Below are 19,480 nucleotides of genomic sequence, written 5' to 3' on the forward strand. Positions count from 1 at the left end.
AAAAAAACGTGCCTAAGTTTTCAACAATATTTTAATTGTTTAATCCTTTAATTATTTGGACATCCTATATAACAACATACTTGGAAGGAGACTGCAGCATGAGAATAAATAATCGTAATAGTCTAGGATCAGGTAGAAAAGGTGTCTTGAATATGGATTTTCATGAGTTTCAAAATAGGGGACAAGAGTCCAATTCATTAGAGATGGCAAGTGAGTTTGGTTTAACTTTAAGAGAAGTGCGTGATTTAAAAAGACAGTTGGAGCGTTCGTAAAAAAATTTTAACTGTTCTTGACATTTGTCGTATCCGAACGTAAGATATTAAATAACATATTGATACATAGTAATAATCCATAGACGGAGAAAAGTAGGATAGGATCTCTTGTAGAGAGAGGAAGTGCCGTGGCTGAGAGCATTTCCACAAGTAGACTATTTGAAAGACACTCCCGAGGCTTTATTCTGAACGATTTCTAGTAAGGATAAACGTAATCGGCGTTAACGATGAAAGTGGGAGAACAGTTTATTGTTCTTCAATTAGGGTGGCACCACGGGCTTATAACTCTCGTCCCTACTGTTTTTATTTCAGTAGGCACGAGGGTTTTTTGTATTTATAAAGGTTTATATTTAGGAGGATTTAAAATGTCGATTAATATCCCAAGAGGTACTCAGGATCTTTTACCTGGTACGATTGAAAAATGGCAGTATATTGAAAAGTTTGCAAGAGATTTATGCAAACGATATAACTATAACGAAATTCGTACACCAATCTTTGAACATACTGAATTATTCCAGCGTGGTGTTGGAGATACAACAGATATTGTTCAAAAAGAAATGTACACATTTACTGATCGTGGAGATCGTCAATTAACATTACGTCCAGAAGGAACTGCGTCAATCGCTCGTTCTTATGTTGAAAATAAAATGTACGGAAATAGCAATCAACCTACAAAGATGTACTATATCGGTCCTATGTTCCGTTATGAACGTCCCCAGGCTGGTCGCTATCGTCAGTTCGTACAATTTGGTATCGAAGCTTTAGGTAGTAATGATCCTTCTATCGATGCAGAAGTATTAGCTCTATCAATGGAATTATATCGTGGTCTTGGATTGAAAAATGTTAAGTTAGTTCTTAATAGTTTAGGTGACCTAGAAAGCCGTAAAGCACACCGTGAAGCGCTTGTGAATCATTTTAAACCAGTAGCACATGAGCTATGTAGTGATTGTAATAATCGTTTAGAAACGAATCCTTTACGTATTTTAGATTGTAAAAAGGATCACGATCACCCTTCAATGAAGACAGCACCATCGATTTTAGAATATTTAAATGAAGAATCTATGAACTATTTCGAAGCTGTTCAATCTTATTTAACAGCTATGAAAATTCCGTTTGAGATTGATGCAAATTTAGTACGTGGTTTAGATTATTATAATCACACTGTATTTGAAATCATGTTAGAAGGTAAAGGATTCGGTACAATTTCAACTTTAAGTGGTGGTGGCCGCTATAACGGATTAGTTGAAGAACTTGGCGGTCCTAATACTCCTGGTATTGGTTTCGCATTAAGTATAGAGCGTTTAATATTAGCTCTTGAAACAGAAGGAATCGAACTTCCAATCCAGCAAGAAATGGATGTATTCCTAATCGGACTTGGAGAAGAAGTGAAAAAAGAAGCGACTGCTATTTTATATCAATTGCGAAAAGCTGGTCTTGTTTGTGAAAAAGATTACCAAGATCGTAAAATAAAAGCTCAATTCAAAGCAGCGGAACGTTATAAAGCAAGATTTGTAGCGGTTCTAGGTGAGGAAGAATTATCTCGAGGAGTCATTAATTTAAAAGACCAAGAGACTGGTGTACAAGAAGAAGTTGCATTAGACATCTTTGTAAAATACGTAAGCTCTAAATAAACAAATGGGGGAATTGAAAATGGAACAACGAACGCATTTATGTGGAGAACTAAGGGAATCACATATCGGTCAAAGTGTAACACTTAAAGGATGGGTACAAAAAAGACGTGATTTAGGTGGATTGATTTTTATTGATTTACGTGACCGTTCTGGACTTGTACAAATCGTTTTTAATCCTGAAACTTCAGGTGAAGCTTTAGCTCTAGCTGAAACTGTACGTAATGAATTTATTCTTCACGTTCACGGGAAAGTAGTATCTCGTGGTGAAGGTACAGCTAATACAAATCTTGAAACAGGAGCAATTGAAGTTTCTGTTGAAAAACTTGAACTTATTAATAAAGCTAAAAATCCTCCATTTGCAATTGAAAATAAAACTGAGGTAGCAGAAGACCTTCGTTTAAAATATCGTTATTTAGATCTACGTCGTCCAGTTATGTATGACACATTTAAATTACGTTCAAAAATTACAAAATCAATTCGTGATTTCTTAGATGGTGAAGACTTCTTAGAAGTTGAAACGCCAATTTTAACGAAGAGTACTCCAGAAGGAGCTCGAGACTATTTAGTACCTAGCCGTGTACATCCAGGTGAGTTTTATGCATTACCACAATCACCTCAAATTTTTAAACAATTATTAATGGTTTCAGGATTTGAACGCTATTTCCAAATTGCACGATGCTTCCGTGACGAAGATTTACGTGCTGACCGTCAACCAGAATTTACTCAAATAGACATTGAAACTAGCTTCCTTTCTCAAGAGGAAATAATGGAAATGTCTGAAAGAATGATGGTTAAAATGATGAAGGAAACCAAAGGTGTTGAACTAGTTACACCACTTCCTCGTATGAGCTATGATGAAGCGATGAATCGTTACGGTTCTGATAAGCCTGATACTCGTTTCGGTTTAGAGCTAATTGATGTTTCTTCTTTCGCTAAAGAAAGTGGATTTAAAGTATTTACTTCAGCTGTTGAAAACGGTGGCCAAGTAAAATGTTTAAATGTAAAAGGTCAAGCAGCAAATTATTCTCGTAAAGACATCGATGGTCTTCAAGAATATGCTGGCCGTTATGGAGCAAAAGGTCTTGCTTGGTTAAAACTTGAAGAAGATGGTTTTAAAGGTCCAATCGCTAAATTCTTTAGTGAGGAAGAGTTTGCTACATTAAAATTAGCTGTAGAGGCAGAAGCAGGTGACTTAATTTTATTCGTAGCTTCAGATGCTTCAGTAGTTGCAAATAGCTTAGGTGCACTTCGATTAAAACTAGGTAAAGACTTAGGTTTAATTGATCAATCTAAATTCAATTTCTTATGGGTTACTGACTGGCCGTTACTTGAGTATGATGCAGAATTAGATCGCTATTTTGCGGCTCATCATCCATTCACGTCTCCTGTTCGTGAAGATATTGCGAAACTTGATACTGACCCAGGTAGTGTAAAAGCTCAAGCTTATGACTTAGTATTAAATGGTTACGAGCTTGGTGGAGGATCGGTTCGAATTTACGAAAGAGACATTCAAGAAAAAATGTTCAAATGCTTAGGATTTTCTGAAGAAGAAGCACAAGAGCAATTTGGTTTCTTAATGGAAGCATTTGAATATGGTACACCACCACACGGCGGAATTGCGTTAGGTTTAGACCGTATTGTTATGTTACTTGCAGGTCGCTCAAATTTACGTGACACAATTGCATTCCCTAAAACAGCATCAGCAAGTTGTTTATTAACAAATGCACCAAGTTCAGTTTCTTCTGCACAATTAGAAGAATTAGCGTTAAAAACAACTGTAGAAGAGTAAAATAAAGAGGAAGGGTGAAGGAATTAATTTTCTTAATCCTTTCCTTTTTCTTGTTGAAGGACTAAGAAAAATTCTGTTTTTCTTTAATTCAAGCTTGATGTAAATAGCTTGTATCATGTATATTTAAATCATTGTAATCTGATTAAGATAGTGGGAGTTGAATAAATGTTACACCAATTTTCTCGTAATGAGCTTGCATTTGGTAAAGCAGGTTTAGAGCGATTACAAAACAGTACGGTAGCTATTTTAGGTATTGGAGGCGTTGGCTCATTTTCTGCAGAAGCTTTAGCACGTTCTGGAGTCGGACGTTTAATACTAGTGGATAAAGATGTTATTGATATAACAAACGTGAATAGACAAATTCATGCTTTATTATCAACAGTTGGAGAGCCTAAAGTAGAGATGATGAAGCAACGTATTCTTGAGATTAATCCTGAGTGCGATGTAATTACACATAGAATGTTTTATACAGAAGAAACATTTGAAAAGTTTTTCGAAATTCCATTAGATTATGTAATTGATGCTTCTGATACAATTACATATAAAATTCACTTAATTAAAGAGTGTCGCCGCCTGGGAATTCCACTTATTTCAAGTATGGGTGCCGCTAATAAGATGGATCCAACTCGATTTAAAATTGCTGATATATCAAAAACAACTCACGATCCTATTGCGAAGGTTATTCGAACTAAACTTCGCAAAGAAGGCATTCAAAAAGGTGTTACAGTTGTTTATTCAGACGAAAGTCCTATTGTTATTCGTGAAGATGTACGTAAAGAAATCGTACCAGATGAAAATACAAAAATTAGAAAAGCAAAAATGCCACCGTCTTCAAACGCCTTTGTCCCATCAGTTGCTGGCTTAATCGCAGCTAGTCATGCAGTGCGTGAATTAATAAAGGATATTGAAATTAAGCGTGTAGGTAAAGAATAACCAATGCTCAAACATTGCTGACTGTAGGAATTAATTTCCTACAGTTTTTTTATTTATTAATGTAAAAACTACCTTCAATAGGAGGTGTTTGATGTTGAATAGAGCCTTGAAAGTATTTTGTACTTTCGGATTATCATTATCAATATTAACTGCTTGTAATAGTACAAGTGACGTGGAAAAAGATTCAAAACAGCATCATGTAGATAATTTATCCAATCGGATTAATGTTAAGTATAAAAAGAAAAATAATGTTGTCGAGAAAAATGGTAAGGTTGGCAAAGATGGCGTCGTTAACGATATGGAATCGATTGAAATGAATAAACGTAAGCCTAATAAATAAAAAAGACCCCCAAATTAATTGGGGGTTTCAGTCTGCTCGGACACATTGCAGGATAAGGTAAAAGGGATTACATATTTAAATCCTTCTCATTTTTAGCTCTATTTTTACGTCCTCTCACAAATTGACGTCCTATTAAAGAAATAACTAATAGTCCAACTACAAGTAGTAGAATTTGAATATATGATAAGTTAAAGTATTTAGCACCAGTAATAATTAAGAGTGTAGATAACGTACCTTTAATAATAAAAAATATAATTATCCATAAACCGCCTTTTTTCCAATTCATTTCATTATACTCCTTACTATTGCATCCATTTTGTTACTTCATTATACAATAGGACAAGTGATAATATACTGTGAATGTTTTACATTATTTTGTCCGAATTTATTCGAGTAGATTGATTAATACATTTTGTTTCTTTTGGATTAATGCCTTTAGTTTAACAATTTTTTTATTTAAATTATCATTATCAATTTTTAAAAGATCTACTCTTTCTTTTAACTGCAAATTTTCCTCCGAAGCTTGATGCATTTGTTCAAAATTCTTTAAGAATTGGATGATCATTTCTAAATTTAGTGAAGGAGGATCTATTGGCTTATTTAATCTGGTAATTTCTTCTGTGGGTGTGTTTATTTCTTTACAATGATCTTTTGATAGTTTTCGGTATCTAGAAGCACAGGCTGTCTTTGTCCGATTAATAATATTTGCTACCATTTCAAATGCTTCTTGCTTCGATTTACCTTTACTTTCATATTTTTCAACTAGTTCTATTAATGTGTTTTCATCTTCAAGTGACCATTTTGTTTTCGGAGCATTCATTTTTTCACCTTCTTTAATTCATCTATTATTATCTTGACCAAATATATTATTAGTAAAAAGAAATATTTTCGGGTGCAGATGAAAAATGTTTCCAATTCATTTACAATAGTAAAAAGAGCTATAAAGGAGGGAGCAAAATGAGCCATGAACCTCTAGCATACCGAATGAGACCAAGAACGATTGATGAATTAATTGGTCAGGAAAAAATTATCGGAAAAGAATCAGCGTTATATCGATTAATACATAACGGACGAGTTCCTTCAATGTTAATACACGGGGAACCTGGAATAGGGAAGACATCGTTTGCCCATGCAATTGCTGGTACGGTTGATAAACGTTTTGTAACTGTAAATGCGACTACTTCTGGTAAAAAAGAACTTGAGGATATCGTTCATGAGGCGAAAATGTTCGGTGAGATTATTCTTTTTGCAGATGAAATTCATCGATGGTCAAAGTTACAACAGGATTATTTATTATCATATGTAGAAAGCGGGTTTATCACGTTAATTGGGGCAACAACTGAGAATCCATACCACGACGTTAACAGTGCGATACGATCTCGCTGTAACCACATTTTAAAATTAGAACCTCTTTTACCAAAACATATTTATAAATTATTAGATAAAGCCTTAAGAGATGAGGATAGAGGATTAGGAAATTTGCAAATCCAAATTTCAGAGGAACAAATTTTAAAAATTGCTCATGGAGTAAACGGTGATGCAAGATCATCTTTAAATATTTTGGAATCAATTGTATACGGTTCTACAAAAGAGTCAGACGGTACGATTGTAGTACAAGATGAAATTATTGATGAATTTCTTCGTTCAAAAGGTTTTAATCATGATAAAAATGGAGACTTTCATTATGATACATTGTCTGGTTTCCAAAAGAGTATTCGTGGAAGTGATGTAAATGCTGCACTTTATTATTTGGCGAGGCTCATTGAAGCGGGTGATTTAACTAGCATTATTCGAAGGTTATTAGTTATTGCTTACGAGGATATCGGATTAGCTGGCGATCCATGGAAGGTTGTTCTAGCGTGTGAAGCTGCAAAGCAAGTTGGATTTCCTGAAGCAAGAATTATTCTTTCAAATGCAGTAATTGAGCTTTGTTTGTCATCTAAATCTAATTCTAGTGTGACATCAATTGATCGAGCATTAAATGATGTGAGAAGTGGGCTACATGATGATATCCCAGCACATTTAAAAGATAGTCATTATGCCGGTGCCAAGGATATGGGGCATGGGATTGGTTATATTTATCCGCATGATCATCCTTTAGGTAATTTTGGCGGTTGGGTAAATCAACAATATCTTCCAGACCGACTTGTAAATCAGGTTTACTATAAACCAAAAGAAGCAGGTAACGAAAAACGTTACGGGGCTATTTTTGAAAAACTACGGCAGTTTAAGAAAGATCGGAAATAGATCAAAACTAAACGAGAAGGTAGATTAAAGCGAAGTTTGTCGCTTAATCTACCTTCTTTTTTAATATAATCCACTCAATTATGATTAAATTTATTAATAAACCTACCCATATATTAACGTTTAGAGCTTCCTCAACCATTCTTTCTCTACCACCAGGTACATGTAATCCATTTAGCAAAAAGTAGGCTAATAATATAAATGGCACTAAAACTCTACCACTAACTGCTACTAATGTGATTCCAAAACTTCGAGTCATCCAGATTTGGTGAGCCATGTAATTTTTCTTCTTAGCGCTATGGATACCTTTAATTGTAGTGAAAATCCAAAAGATAGCTAAAACAAGAAAAGAAATTACCTTTGAAAAATTTTCAATATAGAAAATTACAATCAAAGACAAAATTCCACTTATAAAAACGCTAATATAGTAAATCTTCCCGATTATTCGATGGATTCTTGGAGAACGAGTTCTAATCTTTTTTACAAACTGTAAGAACCCAGTAATTAAAGCAATAAATGCAAAAAAGATATGTGTAATTAAAGCAGGATATTGAATTGAAGTTGAACTAATTTGGATCCGACTTTTCTCAGGATTTATTAGAAAATAAGGAGCCATAAAAGGAATAATGACACAAAGCGAAATAATAAATAAAATCCACCAACTTTTCTTAGAATTCATAAATTAACCTGTCCCCCGATATTTAGTTTGATATTTAATATGTAATTTAGTAAGAAAATCTTTAATTAATATCATAACAATCTAATATGAACGGAACATGAATAAAAAAAGTCGAGACTCAGGTCTGGACTTTTTACACGCTGTTGAAAATAATCTTGTCAATTAAATTACCAAATTTTCGTAAAAGGAGTAGAGTGAGGTTGATTTCCACTACAGGATGCTCGCTTTCCATGGGGCGAGACCTGATGTGGGGTCTCAGCCTTCCCGCATATCCCATAGGAGTCGAGCACCCCTTTCGTTCCAATCAACCTATTCATCAAAAAAAAGTCTGCAATAAAAGCTATTCAAATCGCCTTTACTAAGAGTATCCTATCAGTTGTTTATTAATCAGTTTGTAGGTCAATTAATATCGAACATTAATTATTAAACAAAACAATTGAATTTGCTTTTCTAAAAATTAGCTCATAATACTTTTAACTTCTGAAATAAACCATTACTAGTGCAATTACTCAAACATAATAACATTTAAAACCATTAATAGATCATCCAAAAATTGAAAATTTAATTATTAATAAATGATCATTTAATGTCCGTTTTCTCTATTGACCATTTTATATTTCAACACTCTAAAAAAAGTCGAGATTCGAGTCTCGACTTTTAAGCACTAACATCATTTTCAAAAACCTCAATAGTTGGAGAATCAACTAAATGACTAGTTAATAATTTTATCTCGAGGAAAAGTAGATCAGGTTTAATAAATGTAGAAGGGATTGATAATATCTCTTCGTCATCTTTATCGTAGAAAACAATATAATTTACTTTTCGTTGATATGCTGCCATTTTTCCTTCGTTTTTACCCCATTTTCGGAGTTCAATGGTCATTCTGTTTATTTTGTGAAGCTCGATCGACTTCAATTCATTACCTTTTTTTAAGGTTAGCTGTCTACTTGTTAAAATTAATTTCGACTCTTTTCGAAGTTGAATCGTTGCATACACTTTATATAAGAAAACAATCCATAGTAAAGCTAGTAATAAAAAATAAATAGGATCGTGATTTCCGAAAGCAGTACCTGTTCTAACAGCTGTTAGGAATCCAAGAAAATAGGTTCCAAAATGCCAACTTGGCTTTGATTCCAAAATGACTTCTTGACCTAATTTATCATTTTCTTCTTTATTCAATAATTCAAGTTGGCTTTTATGTTCGTCCTCGGTGTATTTGTCCCATTTTGTAAATGCCGTTATTGTTTCATCATAAAATCGTGGACTAGGAATTTGTTCAGAAATATAAGCCCCTACATATGCAGCCATCCAATCATTTTCTTCCCAATTTTCTTGCTTACTACGAAATTTAGTTAAATAATAAGTTACTTCTTGTTCATAATAGTTTGAAGTATCATAACGCTTTATAATTTCGATCTCGTCAGGGATAACACCAAAATCTTCATGAGCAATTAAGTAAAGAAATAGTCTGTTTTTCACAAAACTTAGTTGATGTTCTTCCGTAAATTGGTATATATCTTTCTTTGAAAATTCATTTAATTTTGTATAAAACCATACAGCAGATTCAATATTGTGAGCACAATAATCAAGAATTTCTTTTTCAAATTGTACGCCATGTTCCATCAGTGAGATAACAGCATCCACTTTTAGGTATGGATCTTTATACTCAAGTGCTTCTTGTAAAAATTCATGAATGCTATCATCAAAATAAAATTGCATTAATTGAAGGTAAATACCCATCTCTTTTCGAACGATGAGGTAAGATTCCTTCCAAGCCTGGTACACATATTTTATGTTGTAATCTTGATCATAAGTTAAATAGGAATCTCGCTTAAGCTTATATAAGACTTTAATTTTTTCGATTATATAATCTTTCTCATCGGATGAAAAAGGTAGAGAAATTGAATTCCTTTTACATAACAGAATTAGATGGAAAATTGAAACTGCAGTTTCTTCATTTTCGATTAAACGTAATAATTTTTTTACAATTTCAGGCGCCCAATTTGTCATTTCGAAAATGAATTGAACATCGATATCAAGCGAGAATCGATTACTATTTTTTTCAATGATTCGTATATAAGCATCTCTAGCTAACTCTGATTTAAGACTTATTAATAAATAAAGGGCTTGATGTTTAGCTCTTTCACTATATGCTTCAAAATTCTTTTCAATTGGAATTATTAATTCTTGGAGTTCGAACTCTGAACAAAATCCAACTAAGTGATAGCTTCCATCATCCCAATCTTCTATTGATTTCGGGAAATTGCTTCCCGCTTCTTCTAATAAATAAATTAATGATTCAATAGAAGCACCAGAACGAAGAGACTTTCTAAGTTGGTCTACGCCTTTTGCGCGCTGATATAGATCTTGGTGGCGTAATTGATTGACTATTTTCTTGAATTTTCTTTGTACAGCCAACTTAAAACCTCCTCTAGCTTCTTTTTAATTCCAATATATCATAATAAGGGTAATGGGAAATAGTTAAATAGTCTTGTAGTGTATTTGTTTAAATGGAAATTCAGGTCTTTTACCTTATTTATTGTCACAATTGGATAAATTTTACAAAATGTTTTGATAATTTATTTTTAAGCTTTTATAATAATAAGAACAAGCTGTTCATATTTTATATAGAACTTGTCCAATCCTAGCGATCATTTCGATTAACTTATTCTCGAAACGAAAGTAGGAATTTTTTTTGTACCTAAAATTAAGAATGGAGGATGAACATGGTTAAGCTCTATGTCCTGGCGGTTGTCATTGGTGGAGTGACCGGATTTATTTTTCACATCCTGTTTAACAAAGGTACGATTATGCTCCCGGTGAGACGAAAGAAAGGCTTTTATTTAGGTTTTCTTGCAGATATTTTATTTGGAGCAACAGCCGCGACATTATTTGTTTCTTTATTTATACCAGAAAACATGTTAAAGGATATGCGTATGGTAATCGGATACTGTATATTAGCTGGTCTCTCATCTCAAAGCTTTCTTTTAAGTAGGGCACTTAACACTGAACGGGAAAGGGTAAGTTCACTGCATAATATTTCTAAGCAAATTGTGTAGTATCTACAATAATTTACTTAGCAAAAGATGAAGGAGGCATGTAATGAGGCTAGTGCTAACACCTGAAGAGAAAGCAATTTATTTAGATTTATTAGAGGATTTATTAAATGCTGATACTGAATACGAAATAAAAAGTATCGAATTCCAAGTCATAAGCTTTTTAAATAACATAAAAGAATCTAGAAAAAATGTTGAAGATTTCGATGAAAAAGCAGCAGCCGCTCAATTCGTAAGAGCTGGTAAATTGAAAAGTTAAGCAATCATTTAATTGACTTTATTCAACAACTAAAAACTGGAACTCGGGAATTAGAGTTCCAGTTCTTTATTTTAGTTAATTCCTAGTTTTGCTTTAATTGTTTGGAGTGTTTGACCTTTAAGCTCTTGGACTGGACTCGGTGTATCTAACACATAATCATTTTCTTTTAAATAATTGGATTCTAGTAATTTAAAGTCTTTAGCATCGGTAATGCCATCAAAGTTAATATCAGTATCTCGATTATTTTTATTCCAGTTTGCTTCAATTAAAAGTGCATCATTTAGATCGACCACGTTGTCTTTATTGATGTCTCCAGCTTTCGATTTAGCAGTGTAATAATAAATACTTTCTCCAATACTTATATTTCCAGCTTTTCTTCCAACTTCAAGCGGAGTGTAAGTAGTAAAATGCCCTGGAACATCTACAATAACAGTGTAAAAAAGTTCGTCTGCTGGCAAGTTATTAATAAAGATTTGCCCGTTTTTTTGTATTTCTCCTGTATATAAATTACCTTTTGAATCTTGTGCTTTAACATTTGCACCAACAGCTGTGTAATCCGTTGAATAATTGTAAGTGCCATCTTCCTTATATAGGCCTTGGGCTCCAAGCTGAGCTTGTACTTTTGAATAGGCTGCAAAGATTGGAAGTAGACCTGTTTGAATTAGTGGTCTTACAGTTGCCCCACTCAAATCCTTGTATGCCCCTCCGTAAATACTAAATAGTTGACTAAGTACATTTATATATTCATCGGCTTTAGTATCAAATACTAGATCGATTAATGGCACATCGCCTGAAATACCATCGTTAGGCATTTTCAATGTAATATTTGAAGTTAAGCTAGTTGTACCACTAGTTGTAGAAGTAAGTTCTGTACCTTCTGGTAATGTTTTGTTTTTTACAATCTCAACAGAATCAAAATATTTATTTAAATAATTTAGCGAAAAGCTCATTTCTTTAGCGTTCTTTAATCCATGGCTATATAAAGTATAGGTTACTTTATCACCCATTGTGATAGATTCTTTATTCGGCTTAGCGTAAATGTATTGCGTTCCAGCTTTTACATAGTAAATAACTGTAGGTGCAACAGATGAATTACCGGCTCGATCAGCTCCTACAAATTGAAGCATTGTAGCGGAGGAAGACCCGGTTACAGAAATTTCTTTCGAGAATTTACCATTTTCATCTACGCTTATACTTAATGCTGGTCCATTAGAGCCGTAATATACCTTGTTATTGGATTGTGCTACATTCATTCCGTTCTTTTGCATCTCACTTACTTCGTTATCAATTACCGTTCCCGATAATGTAACTGTTTTTTGATCGGGTGCTAATTCAACAAATGGAAGATCTCCTTTTGGTAAAGCATTTGTTTGATCTAATGAAAGCGTCGCTCCGTTATTATCAATATAGACTTTATCAGTTTTTATAAATTGTTTCCCAGCTTGATTTGTTCCAATTGCTTTAATTTTATAAACGCCATCTGGAGCTGAAGTAGAAGTAAATCCAATCGGCTTTTTAGCATTTCCAGTAAACGGGAAGTATCTTCCTGCAAATCCATCTTGTAAATAATAATCATAGTCTACAGCAGCACCAGTAGTGTTAATTGATGTGATTAGCCCTAAATCTTTATCTGTTTTTGGATCGACTAAAACAAAATCGATCGTTTTCATAGGTGAATTTAAATTGAAATCTAAATCTGTATCTTTAACACTATATTGTGCGATTACGCGATTATTTGAGATAGATGGGGAGTGGACAGCAAAATATTTAAATCCTTCTTCAACAACACGTGCGCCGAATGGTATTTGATAATTCTCTTCAGGATTTTTTTCATTTTCAATACGAATGTATCCTTCATATGTTCCTTTTTCAGCTGTTTTAGGAACGATTAATGAGACAGAAAGCTCTTTTTGTGTACCTGATTTTACCTTAAAAGAGTCCTCAGATAATTTTACATTTACACCATTTTTCTCTGCATCCAATGAACCTTGCGCGCCTACGTTATATTCTACAGAAATAGCATATTTTTTCATTTTTTTGCTTGAGTTAGAGATTACTAGCTTCTTTGACTCGTTGAAAGAAGCTTCGTTATTCATAGGAATAAAACCATAGCTAAGACCACCTGTTTGCTCTTGAATGATTTGCTCTTGTCCATTTTCAATATACGGAGTTTCATCTATAACTGATATTTCTGTATCTGAATGAATAGCTTCATAAGGGTCAACCCTGCCTGCGCCTATTTCAAATACACTATTCTTACCCTTTAATGGGTCTGCTGTATTCATTAATACTGTTTTGATATCAGCAGGTGTATAGCTTGGGTTTGCTTGCAATAATAGTGCCGCAATACCTGCAACATGAGGAGTGGCCATTGATGTACCTGACATTCTTTCATATGCAGATGAATAATCATTCTTATCATTTTTATTATTGATATAGGAAGGAACTGTCGAAAGTACATTTACGCCTGGCGCTGTTATTTCTGGTTTTATATCGTATAAAGTTCCTGATGGACCTTTTGAACTGAAGTCTGCTAATACGTCACCAGGAATTTCACTCTCTCCTAGTGCACCTAATGAAACAGTTAATGGACCAGTTGGTAATAATTCCCTAACCGCTGAGCCAGTATTATTATCCAACGAAAAGACTGGAATATTGTCATTACTTTCTCCTAAGAAGTAAGGAATTTGCCCCTCGTTACTGTTGTTGTTGTATATAATAATTCCTTTTGCACCGTTTTGTTTTGCATATTGCATTTTATCGATTAGAGCATATGTACCACGTACAACAAATGCTATTTTACCTTTTACATCTTTTCCGGAATAATCATTTGGACCGCCTTCTCCAACATTGACAATATCAAATGAGGTTCCAGAAAGATTGCTAAAATCATCGGTCCATTTTTTAGTCATTAACTGTAAAGTTCCATTTATTTTTCGTTTTCCTACTTTGAAACTACTTTTAAAGGTTGTTACTTTAGTAGATGCTGAGCTTGCACCAACTGTTAATGCTAGGGCAGCTGCCCCCGGAGAGCCTAATGTAGACATCCCGTACTCGCCTGAATTTCCTGCTGCAACAACTGCTGTGACACCACTTAGTACAGCATTATCAATTGCTAGACTTGTAGGGTCTAATGGGTCATTATAATCGCTTCCTAATGAAAGGTTAATCACATCCATGCCATCTTCTACGGACTTATCAATTCCAGCAATTACTGAAGAATTTGCGCCGCTACCATATGGACCTAAAACACGATATACATATAAATCAGCATCAGGCGCGATACCTGTTACTTTGAAATCTGAATCACTTTTAGCTTGTCCAGCGATTGTGCCTGAAACGTGCGTACCATGCTCGGTATAATAAGAACTACCATTATAGAATTCCGGGTTTCCAGATTTCTTCCAATCATCATAAGTAGTTTCCATTGGATTGTGATCGTTATCTACGAAGTCATATCCACCTTTATACGCATCCTTTAAATCAGGGTGATTGTAATCAATTCCAGTATCAATTACACCAATTTTTATCCCTTTTCCAGTAAACCCTTCTTTATGAAGCTGATCTATTTTTAAAAATGGTATACTGTCAACGTTTGTTTTGTCCTTCGTTTCATCAATCTGTTTTGGAGGATTTACTCGAACTTGAGAATCGCTGTAAATTGCTTTAACATCACTAAATTGCAATAATTTTTTAATTTGATTAGCTGGGATTGTTAATGAGACCCCATTAAGTGAATGCTTATAAGTATGTTTTATCTGATAAAGAGTTCGGTTTGATTTGGTCTCTTTTCCTACTTTTTCTTGTAAATCTTTTTTAAATTGAATGTGGGATTTCTCTACTTTGGCCATAGCTGTTTCAAGTGAAATGTTTTTTCCTTCAGCTGCTGCTGTTAACTGCTCAGTTTTTGCAGGAAGAACTTTAAATTCAACAATTACAGAAACTTCTTTCGAACTATTTAAGTCTACATCTGATGAAAGATGCAATCCCGTTTTAAATTCGTTCGAATTTAATGCTTGTAGTGCCTCTCTTTGTTCTGGTGTCAGTTTAGCTAATATCACTTCACTTGAAGAAATTGTTTCTGCCTTTGCATTAAACTGATCAGTAATAGGTGCAAAGGTTCCAAACAGAAGACAAGTACTTAATCCAATGGATGTAAGGTGTTTCGTTTTACTTTTCCTTGATTTTCGCATATTTCCCCACTTCTTTCTCTATTAATAAACTACTAGTTTTTATTTTACAGAATATTCCTTGAATGGAAGGCGGGTTATTTTTGATGCATTTTTGTTAATTTTAACTGATTAAATTTTAAGGATTTTAGTGAAACCTTATATTAACAACATTTCATGTGAAAATCTGTTGGGCGGATTTTTAGGTATAGTAGATTATTTGTGAAAATGGAGGAGTAAGTCTAAAAGCTTTTATTCTTTGGTTTGTTAAAAAGTTAGAATAGTAAAACTAAAAATTAAAACATACTATTTTTTAGATTGATATTGCACTTTTCCAATTGGTTTAGTGCATTTTTTTCCTGGCATGTGAATTTATAGGACAAATAGTGTACAATAATTGTATTACTACAGTTTAAAAATAATATAAATCTGATTAAAATAAAGAGTAACAGTATATTGAACGGAGTGAATTAATGAAGATTTCAACTAAGGGAAGATACGGACTGACAGTTATGATTGAATTAGCTAAAAGATATTGTGATAAACCAATTTCACTCAAGAGTATTGCGAAAGCACAAAATCTTTCTGAGCATTATTTAGAGCAAATTATTTCATTATTACGTAATGCAGGATTAGTTAAGAGTATTCGTGGAGCATATGGTGGGTATATTTTAACAAAGGAACCAAATGAAATTTCTGCAGGTGAAGTGATAACTGCACTTGAAGGATCACTATCTCCAATCGAAAATCTTGAAGATGAAAATCCTGCACAAAGAGAGTTGTGGACTCGGGTTCAAAAAGCGATTAATGAAGTGTTAGACCACACGAGTCTTGAGGACTTAGCAAAATTAGAATCTGACGATTTAAACGGATATATGTTTTATATTTAATTTTAGTGCGTTCAAAGATAGTTGAACGCTTCATAAAGAAAGGGTTTAATAAAAATGGAACGTATTTATGTAGATCATGCTGCGACTTCTCCGATGCATCCAGAAGTTATCGAAAAGATGGTTGTAGAAATGCAAGAGACTTTTGGAAATCCATCTAGTATTCATTCATTTGGCCGACAAGCTCGCCAAAAGATTGATACTGCACGCATGATTTGTGCTAATAGTATAGGAGCAAAAGTTAACGAAATTATTTTTACAAGCGGTGGAACGGAAAGTGATAATCTTGCTGTTCGAGGCGCTGCTTATGCAAATCAAAAATATGGTAAGCACATTATTACCTCTAGCATTGAGCATCATGCTATATTACATACATGCCAGGCTCTTGAAAAGGAAGGCTTTGAGGTTACGTATTTACCTGTTGATCATACAGGGCGTGTGAATGTAGAGGATGTAAAAGCTACACTGCGTGAAGATACGATTTTAGTATCAATTATGATGGTTAATAATGAAATCGGAACAGTTCAACCAATTAAAGAAATTGGTGAACTTCTTAGTGACCATAAAGCTCATTTCCATACAGATGCAGTACAAGCTTACGGCTTAATTCCAATTAATGTTGAAGAACTTGGTGTCGACTTTTTATCCATATCCTCACATAAAATTAATGGACCTAAAGGTGTAGGTTTTCTTTATGTAAGTGAAAATGCAATTTTTACACAATTGCAATACGGTGGACAGCAAGAGCGTAAACGTCGTGCAGGTACAGAAAATGTTCCTGGTATTGTTGGATTAGCAAAAGCTGTAGAAGTTATTCACATTGAAAGAGATGACCGTGTAAAAAGTTATTTGCGTTTCCATGAAATCTTATTGAATGTTCTAAAAGAAAATGGCATTCGTTTTGAAAAAAATGGAAATGAATCGTTTTTTGCACCACATGTGTTAAACTTATCATTTGAAGATATTTCAATTGAATCATTTTTGGTAAACCTTGATTTATCAGGCATAGCAGCTTCGAGCGGGTCTGCTTGTACGGCTGGTAGTATAGATCCATCACATGTTTTAGTTGAAATGTTTGGAATAGACTCACCTAAAATACGTTCTTCGGTTCGATTCAGCTTTGGTTATGGAAATACAGACGAACAAATCCGTATACTTGGAGAACGTGTATCTTCAATTGTAAAACGATTAGTTAAAATATAAATTTTAAAAATGCGAGGGGATATCATTTATGAATAAAAAAGATCCAAAAGACACTCGCGTAGTAGTAGGAATGTCAGGTGGTGTAGATTCATCTGTAACAGCATATTTATTGAAACAACAAGGATATGATGTCATCGGTATTTTTATGAAAAACTGGGATGACACAGATGAATTTGGCGTATGTACAGCAACCGAAGATTATGAAGATGTAATTGCAGTTTGTAATCAAATAGGAATTCCGTATTATGCAGTGAATTTTGAAAAGCAATATTGGGATAAAGTATTTACCTATTTTTTAGATGAGTATAAAAAAGGTAGAACACCAAACCCAGACGTTATGTGTAACAAAGAAATTAAGTTTAAAGCATTTCTTGAACATGCCATGGAGCTTGGAGCAGATTATGTAGCGACAGGTCATTATGCTGGAGTTGAGTTTCGTGACGGAGAATATAAAATGTTACGAGGAATTGATAGCAATAAAGACCAAACTTATTTCCTAAATCAACTTGGCCAAGAACAACTATCGAAAGTTATGTTTCCACTTGGAGGCTATTTAAAGCCAGAAATTCGTAAAATTGCTGAAGAGGCGGATTTAGCAACAGCTAAGAAAAAAGACAGTACTGGAATTTGCTTCATAGGTGAACGTAACTTTAAAGAATTTCTAAGTAATTATTTACCTGCACAACCTGGTGAAATGAGAACAATGAACGGGGAAGTTAAAGGTAAACATGATGGACTTATGTATTATACAATTGGTCAACGTCATGGACTTGGAATCGGTGGAAATGGAGATCCATGGTTCGTTGTAGGAAAAGACTTAAAAAATAATGTTTTATTAGTTGAACAAGGTTTTCATAATGACTTACTTTATAGTAATGAAGTACTTGCTTCTGATATTAGTTGGACATCAGATAAACCAAAAGAAGGTTCATTTACATGTACTGCTAAATTCCGTTATCGTTCTGAAGATAACGAAGTAACAGTTCACATTTTAGATGATAACTCAGTAAGAATTCTTTGCCACGAAAAAATTCGTGCAATCACTCCAGGGCAAGCCGTTGTATTTTACGACGGAACAGACTGCCTAGGTGGAGGTACAATTGATCGCGCATTTATCGATGGTAATGAATTAACTTATTTAAGATAAATCTATTTACCCCAATCGTAATGGTTGGGGTTGTTTTTTTGAATGAAAATACTTAATTTACCGTTAGAATTTTGAAGAAACGTTCCTTTGAAATGTATACTATGGTGTGATAGTGTTAAATAGATATAGTAAGTTTCTTAAACTGATTAGTATAGAAAATGGATTCTATCCAAAATAATTGAAAGAAAATACATAGAGGTGTCATATATGAATAATTTTGAACGTGGTGTAGCAGCCCTGCAAGAGGGTAACTTAGAGGATGCAGCTAATTTTTTAACGAAAGAAATTGAAGAAAACCCTACTAATTCATTAGCGTATGTTAATTTTGGTCAGCTTTTACTATCGATGGGAGATGTAGAACGAGCTTGTCGTTTTTTTGAAAAAGCTTTAGAAATTGATCCGGAATTGGCAGCAGCGCATTATGCAGTTGGAACAGTGTATTTTGAAGATGGAAAGTATGAATTAGCTAAAAAGCATTTTCAACATTGTGTGAAACTTGGCATGAACGATAGTGATGTTCATTTTATGATTGGATTATGCTGCGTTAATAATGGAGAAGATCGTTTTGCACTTCCATTTTTTCAACGAGCGATTGAGTTAGATGATAAAGATGTAGACGCATTATTCCAATATGGCCTTACTTTAGCTAAATTAGAAATGTTAGATGAAGCAAAAATTAGTTTAGAAAAGGTTTTACAATTAGATGTACTGCATGCTGATGCACATTATAATCTAGGCATTATTGCAATGTTTAATGATCAAGTTACAACTGCGAAAGAGCATTTTAATAAAGCGATTGAAAGTCAAGATGACCATATGCTTGCTATGCATGCTTTAAAAGTAATTGAAAATAAAGACGAGGAATGAAGCT

General features: G+C 33.8%; 17 protein-coding genes and 1 other annotated feature. Of the genes, 12 read left to right on the forward strand and 5 right to left on the reverse strand.

Annotated elements, in window-relative coordinates; translation table 11 throughout:
* Nucleotides 1-98: 98 nt before the first annotated feature.
* From ACFWM3_RS02085 to ACFWM3_RS02105, 5 genes are all read left to right on the forward strand, one after another.
* Nucleotides 99-272 (forward strand): hypothetical protein, encoded by a 174-nt coding sequence (locus ACFWM3_RS02085; RefSeq protein WP_088013656.1) that lies wholly within the window; start codon nucleotides 99-101, stop codon nucleotides 270-272.
* Between the two features lie 71 nt (nucleotides 273-343).
* Nucleotides 344-571: a binding site (T-box leader), on the forward strand.
* 66 nt (nucleotides 572-637) lie between these two features.
* Nucleotides 638-1,903: a histidine--tRNA ligase gene (hisS, locus tag ACFWM3_RS02090; protein ID WP_056472657.1), complete on the forward strand. Its 1,266-nt coding sequence runs from the start codon at nucleotides 638-640 to the stop codon at nucleotides 1,901-1,903.
* A gap of 19 nt (nucleotides 1,904-1,922) precedes the next feature.
* Nucleotides 1,923-3,692: an aspartate--tRNA ligase gene (gene aspS / locus ACFWM3_RS02095; protein WP_390309930.1), complete on the forward strand. Its 1,770-nt coding sequence runs from the start codon at nucleotides 1,923-1,925 to the stop codon at nucleotides 3,690-3,692.
* Between the two features lie 165 nt (nucleotides 3,693-3,857).
* The gene (locus ACFWM3_RS02100; RefSeq protein ID WP_056472661.1) at nucleotides 3,858-4,625 is read left to right on the forward strand and encodes a tRNA threonylcarbamoyladenosine dehydratase; all 768 of its coding nucleotides are present in this window, start codon (nucleotides 3,858-3,860) and stop codon (nucleotides 4,623-4,625) included.
* A gap of 91 nt (nucleotides 4,626-4,716) precedes the next feature.
* Nucleotides 4,717-4,965, forward strand: a complete 249-nt coding sequence (locus ACFWM3_RS02105; RefSeq protein ID WP_056472663.1) for a hypothetical protein — start codon at nucleotides 4,717-4,719, stop codon at nucleotides 4,963-4,965.
* Between the two features lie 67 nt (nucleotides 4,966-5,032).
* On the opposite strand, the gene ACFWM3_RS02110 is transcribed toward ACFWM3_RS02105, so the two are convergent.
* Both ACFWM3_RS02110 and ACFWM3_RS02115 read right to left on the reverse strand, forming a co-directional pair.
* Nucleotides 5,033-5,251, reverse strand: a complete 219-nt coding sequence (locus tag ACFWM3_RS02110; protein WP_390309931.1) for a hypothetical protein — start codon at nucleotides 5,249-5,251, stop codon at nucleotides 5,033-5,035.
* 99 nt (nucleotides 5,252-5,350) lie between these two features.
* The gene (locus ACFWM3_RS02115; RefSeq protein ID WP_056472667.1) at nucleotides 5,351-5,785 is read right to left on the reverse strand and encodes an SANT/Myb-like DNA-binding domain-containing protein; all 435 of its coding nucleotides are present in this window, start codon (nucleotides 5,783-5,785) and stop codon (nucleotides 5,351-5,353) included.
* Between the two features lie 137 nt (nucleotides 5,786-5,922).
* Between ACFWM3_RS02115 and ACFWM3_RS02120 the strand changes: the two genes are divergently transcribed.
* A complete protein-coding gene (locus ACFWM3_RS02120; protein ID WP_056472670.1) occupies nucleotides 5,923-7,212 on the forward strand; it encodes a replication-associated recombination protein A in 1,290 nt (429 codons plus the stop codon).
* Nucleotides 7,213-7,255: 43 nt separating this feature from the next.
* Here the strand turns inward: ACFWM3_RS02120 and ACFWM3_RS02125 are convergent, their stop codons facing one another.
* Nucleotides 7,256-7,888: a DUF2306 domain-containing protein gene (locus tag ACFWM3_RS02125; RefSeq protein WP_056472673.1), complete on the reverse strand. Its 633-nt coding sequence runs from the start codon at nucleotides 7,886-7,888 to the stop codon at nucleotides 7,256-7,258.
* A 657-nt stretch (nucleotides 7,889-8,545) separates the two neighbouring features.
* Nucleotides 8,546-10,306, reverse strand: coding sequence for a hypothetical protein (locus tag ACFWM3_RS02130; RefSeq protein ID WP_390309933.1), 1,761 nt, complete (start codon nucleotides 10,304-10,306; stop codon nucleotides 8,546-8,548).
* A gap of 308 nt (nucleotides 10,307-10,614) precedes the next feature.
* Between ACFWM3_RS02130 and ACFWM3_RS02135 the strand changes: the two genes are divergently transcribed.
* On the forward strand, nucleotides 10,615-10,947 hold the full coding sequence (locus ACFWM3_RS02135) for a DUF4257 domain-containing protein (protein ID WP_056472677.1): 333 nt from the start codon (nucleotides 10,615-10,617) through the stop codon (nucleotides 10,945-10,947).
* Between the two features lie 43 nt (nucleotides 10,948-10,990).
* Nucleotides 10,991-11,203, forward strand: coding sequence for a hypothetical protein (locus tag ACFWM3_RS02140; RefSeq protein ID WP_056472680.1), 213 nt, complete (start codon nucleotides 10,991-10,993; stop codon nucleotides 11,201-11,203).
* 71 nt (nucleotides 11,204-11,274) lie between these two features.
* Here the strand turns inward: ACFWM3_RS02140 and ACFWM3_RS02145 are convergent, their stop codons facing one another.
* Nucleotides 11,275-15,396, reverse strand: coding sequence for a S8 family serine peptidase (locus tag ACFWM3_RS02145; protein WP_390309935.1), 4,122 nt, complete (start codon nucleotides 15,394-15,396; stop codon nucleotides 11,275-11,277).
* 449 nt (nucleotides 15,397-15,845) lie between these two features.
* Between ACFWM3_RS02145 and cymR the strand changes: the two genes are divergently transcribed.
* The 4 genes from cymR to ACFWM3_RS02165 all read left to right on the forward strand — a co-directional run bounded on the left by cymR (nucleotide 15,846) and on the right by ACFWM3_RS02165 (nucleotide 19,476).
* Nucleotides 15,846-16,262: a cysteine metabolism transcriptional regulator CymR gene (gene cymR / locus ACFWM3_RS02150; protein WP_056472685.1), complete on the forward strand. Its 417-nt coding sequence runs from the start codon at nucleotides 15,846-15,848 to the stop codon at nucleotides 16,260-16,262.
* 54 nt (nucleotides 16,263-16,316) lie between these two features.
* A complete protein-coding gene (locus ACFWM3_RS02155; RefSeq protein WP_390309936.1) occupies nucleotides 16,317-17,462 on the forward strand; it encodes a cysteine desulfurase family protein in 1,146 nt (381 codons plus the stop codon).
* Nucleotides 17,463-17,490: 28 nt separating this feature from the next.
* On the forward strand, nucleotides 17,491-18,609 hold the full coding sequence (gene mnmA, locus ACFWM3_RS02160) for a tRNA 2-thiouridine(34) synthase MnmA (protein WP_056472690.1): 1,119 nt from the start codon (nucleotides 17,491-17,493) through the stop codon (nucleotides 18,607-18,609).
* Between the two features lie 207 nt (nucleotides 18,610-18,816).
* Complete coding sequence (locus tag ACFWM3_RS02165) at nucleotides 18,817-19,476, forward strand: tetratricopeptide repeat protein (protein ID WP_390309938.1); 660 nt, start codon at nucleotides 18,817-18,819, stop codon at nucleotides 19,474-19,476.
* The last annotated feature ends 4 nt before the right edge of the window (nucleotides 19,477-19,480 follow it).

The organism is Gottfriedia sp. NPDC058432 (assembly GCF_042721555.1).
GTDB lineage: Bacteria > Bacillota > Bacilli > Bacillales > Bacillaceae_G > Gottfriedia.